General features: G+C 52.5%; 2 protein-coding genes and 1 riboswitch. Both genes read right to left on the bottom strand.

Annotated elements, in window-relative coordinates; genetic code table 11:
- Window positions 1-135: 135 nt before the first annotated feature.
- Window positions 136-1,824: a phosphomethylpyrimidine synthase ThiC gene (gene thiC, locus VU18_RS01545; RefSeq protein ID WP_011229874.1), complete on the bottom strand. Its 1,689-nt coding sequence runs from the start codon at window positions 1,822-1,824 to the stop codon at window positions 136-138.
- Between the two features lie 171 nt (window positions 1,825-1,995).
- Window positions 1,996-2,109, bottom strand: a riboswitch (TPP riboswitch).
- Between the two features lie 135 nt (window positions 2,110-2,244).
- Window positions 2,245-3,498 (bottom strand): methyl-accepting chemotaxis protein, encoded by a 1,254-nt coding sequence (locus tag VU18_RS01540; RefSeq protein WP_011229873.1) that lies wholly within the window; start codon window positions 3,496-3,498, stop codon window positions 2,245-2,247.
- Between the last annotated feature and the right edge of the window lie 287 nt (window positions 3,499-3,785).

Raw genomic sequence — 3,785 nt, 5'->3', positions numbered from 1 at the left:
CCTCGCCAAAGACGATGAACGTTCGCCCCCCTCCGCTGCTTCGATCAGCACCGAGCGTTTTCCAGCTCATGCTTTTTCCGTTGATCGAACTTCCATATCCTCTCCACCATGCCGAGCATCGCAGCCCGCTTCTTGTCATTGATACAGCGACGACCCTTGCCGAATAAATTGTTGCGCTTTTTCTTTCATCCCCTCCTCTTTGATTTTCCGTTGCAGTTCATGTGAAATGTTCATGGAACAAAATTTCGGCCCGCACATCGAACAAAAATGAGCCGTTTTCGCCGCCTCAGCCGGCAATGTTTCATCATGGTATTCGCGGGCCCGTTCCGGATCGAGGGATAAATTGAACTGATCGTTCCAACGAAATTCAAAGCGCGCTTTCGAGAGCGCGTCGTCACGCTGCTGAGCGGCTGGATGCCCTTTTGCCAGATCAGCCGCATGGGCGGCGATTTTATAGGCCACGACCCCGGCGCGTACGTCCTCTTTATTCGGCAACCCTAAATGTTCTTTGGGCGTTACGTAACAAAGCATCGCCGTTCCATAAGCGCCAATGATGGCGGCGCCAATCGCTGACGTAATATGGTCATACCCGGGCGCGATGTCGGTGACAAGCGGCCCTAACGTATAAAACGGCGCTCCATGACAAATTTCCTGTTCCCGCTCGACATTTTCGCGAATTTTATGCATCGGAATGTGCCCCGGCCCTTCGATCATCACCTGCACATCATGCTTCCAGGCGATTTTCGTCAGCTCGCCGAGCGTCTTGAGTTCCGCAAACTGCGCCTCATCGTTCGCATCGGCGATGGAGCCGGGGCGCAAGCCGTCGCCAAGGGAGATCGCGACATCGTATTGTTTCAAAATCTCGCAGATTTCTTCAAAATGCGTATACAAAAAGTTTTCTTCATGGTGGGCCAAACACCATTGGGCGATGATCGAGCCGCCGCGCGAGACAATTCCGGTCGTCCGGTTGGCGGTGAGCGGAATGTAATGAAGCCGCACACCGGCGTGGATCGTCATGTAGTCGACTCCTTGTTCAGCCTGCTCGATGAGCGTCTCGCGGTACACGTCCCATGTCAGCTTCTCCGGCACCCCTCCTACCTTTTCGAGCGCCTGATAAATCGGCACCGTTCCCACGGGGACCGGCGAATTGCGGATGATGTACTCGCGCGTTTCATGAATGTGTTTGCCGGTCGATAAATCCATGACCGTATCGGCGCCCCAACGCACTGCCCAAAGCAATTTTTCCACTTCGTCTTCAATCGATGAAGAAACAGCCGAGTTGCCGATATTGGCATTAATTTTCACATGGAAACGACGTCCGATGATCATCGGTTCGCTCTCTGGATGGTTAATATTGGCCGGAATAATGGCCCGACCAGCGGCGACTTCTTGGCGGACAATTTCTGGATCGATTTGTTCACGAATCGCGACAAACTCCATTTCTGGCGTAATGATCCCCCGTTTGGCGTAATGCATTTGTGTCACTGTTTTTCCGGGCTTTGCCCTCAATGGACGGCGCACAAACGGAAGCGAACGTTGGATCGCAACAGAAGACCGCTCCATTTCCTCCACATCGCCGCGCTCGACAATCCAGCGGCGGCGAAGAGGAGGCAAGCCTTTCTCCACGTCCGGTTCAAAATCGGGATCCGTATACGGGCCCGTCGTATCGTAGACACGCACCGGTTTGTTTTCCACCATTCCTTGCGGCGTTTTCGTTGGCGATAAAGCAATTTCTCTCATCGGCACGCGCACATCCGGGCGCGACCCTTCGATGTACACTTTGCGGCTTTCCGGAAACGACATAAACGAGCGGATGTTTTCCATGCGTGGCTTCCCCTTTCAACATAAAATGATGAAAAATCAGATCTGAAGCCACACCGTCTGAAGCGGGGCAAACACGAGAATAGGCGATGGCGGCCGATTCAAAATAAAAACAGGTTCCGACACCGGAACCTGATCGAAGGCAAAAGGCCAAATGAACAAGACACGTCCATCTGTTCCCGCTGCCTGCTTCCCTACGCTGGCATGACCCAGATCAGGTTCAAAGGGTCAAAGAACTTCATCGCGTTCTTTTCTCAGCCCGGCTCTCGGACTCCCCTAGCAGATAAGCGTATCACAATGATGACTGACTTTTTTTATTCTATCAGGCAATTGGCAAAGATGCAAACCATTTTATTCCAAACGTTGACTCCCACACGTCGTTTGAAAGCCCCTCTTTCTCGAAGAAAGCGTCCTTTTCCTCACTCACACAGAAAATTTCTTCAGCATTGCCCGCATCTCGTCCGCCATCTGACCGAGCGATGTCGACGAAGAGGCGATTTCCTCGACGGAAGCCATTTGTTCCTGGGTCGCTGCCGATACGTTGGCCGCACCAGACGCTGACTGTTCGACAATATTGGTCATCTGTTGGAGTGCGTCGTTCACTTGACGAGCATGCTCCGTCATTTGCTCGATGGCGGACGATACTTGTCCAATTTGTTTGCTCACTTGGCCGACCTCCTCGCGGATATGGGCAAATGATTGGCCGCATGCCGCCGCAACGTTCAATCCTTTCGCCACTTCGGCGATCACCTGTTCGGCAGACGCAACTGCCCGCTTCGTTTCTTCTTGAATGTAACCGATCAGCTCGGAAATTTGTTGCGCTGAGCGCGCTGATTGTTCTGCGAGCTTCCTCACTTCGTCCGCGACAACCGCAAACCCTTTCCCTTGCTCGCCGGCGCGCGCCGCTTCGATCGCCGCATTGAGCGCCAACAAATTCGTCTGCGACGCAATGCCGGTGATCGCTTCCGTAATCTGTCCAATCTCGTTGGAGCGCTCCCCAAGCCCTTTCACCACCTGGCCGAGCGTTTGCACATGATCGTAAATGAACTGCATTTGCTTGGACATTTGTCCGATTGACTGCTTGCCGTCCTCTGCTTTCGCCGATGTTTTCTCAGCCTGGTGCGCCACTTCTTTCGTATGGAAAGCGACGTCGCTCAATGTTTGGGAAATATCATGCACGGACGCGGCGGTGGTGCGAACAGCATCGGCCTGCTCCTCCGCACTTGCCGCAAGCGTTTCCATCGTTGTCGCAATTTGCTCTGTCGCTTTCGTCGTCTGTTCGGCGACGGCGGCAAGCTGCTGAGAATATTGCGCTACTTCTTCGGCATGATGTTGGACTTGCCCCATCACACTTTGCCAAGCGTTTGCCATATCGTTTAACGACGCCGCAATCGGCCGCAGCTGCTGGACGCGATCAAGAGGTATGCGCACCGTCAAATCTCCGCCTGTCATCTTGCCTAAATGTTCGTTAATAACGGCAATCGGGGCAACAAACCGTCGATAGTTGAGCGTTGCCGAAACGAAGCCGAGCATCGCGCCAAACAGCACCGTAGCAACAAGCGTCCACCAAAATGCCGCCCCGCGAATGCCGTTGACCAGGCATGTGGCCATGCCGATCGCCGCTGTGCCAGGAATGACAACGAACATTGTGCGGATAATATAACTGGATAAAGACAAAGTCGTTCTCCTCCTTTTCCATTATGCAATCGTCTTTTCTTTATCTTCACCGCTTAAATAGATTCGTGAATGATCATTCATTTTCCTTCCTGGCCATAATCATGAATGTGTGGATTTGCAAAGATTTTCTAGTCTAAAAGGCTGGTGAAAAACAACGGATTCGCTCGGTTTGGGAGAAATCGCAAGGAATTAAGTTGTGGCGCCGCAAGACTTTTCAATTTGAACAACAGTGTTGAAGAGCAATATTCCCTCTTAAATCGCCAGCCTTCTAAAAGGCTGGTGATTTA

Origin of the sequence: Geobacillus sp. ZGt-1 (assembly GCF_001026865.1) — a bacterium.
GTDB classification, from domain to species: domain Bacteria; phylum Bacillota; class Bacilli; order Bacillales; family Anoxybacillaceae; genus Geobacillus; species Geobacillus thermoleovorans.
The sequence above is the reverse complement of the archived record's forward strand: the minus strand, read 5'-3'. Positions and strand labels throughout refer to the sequence as shown.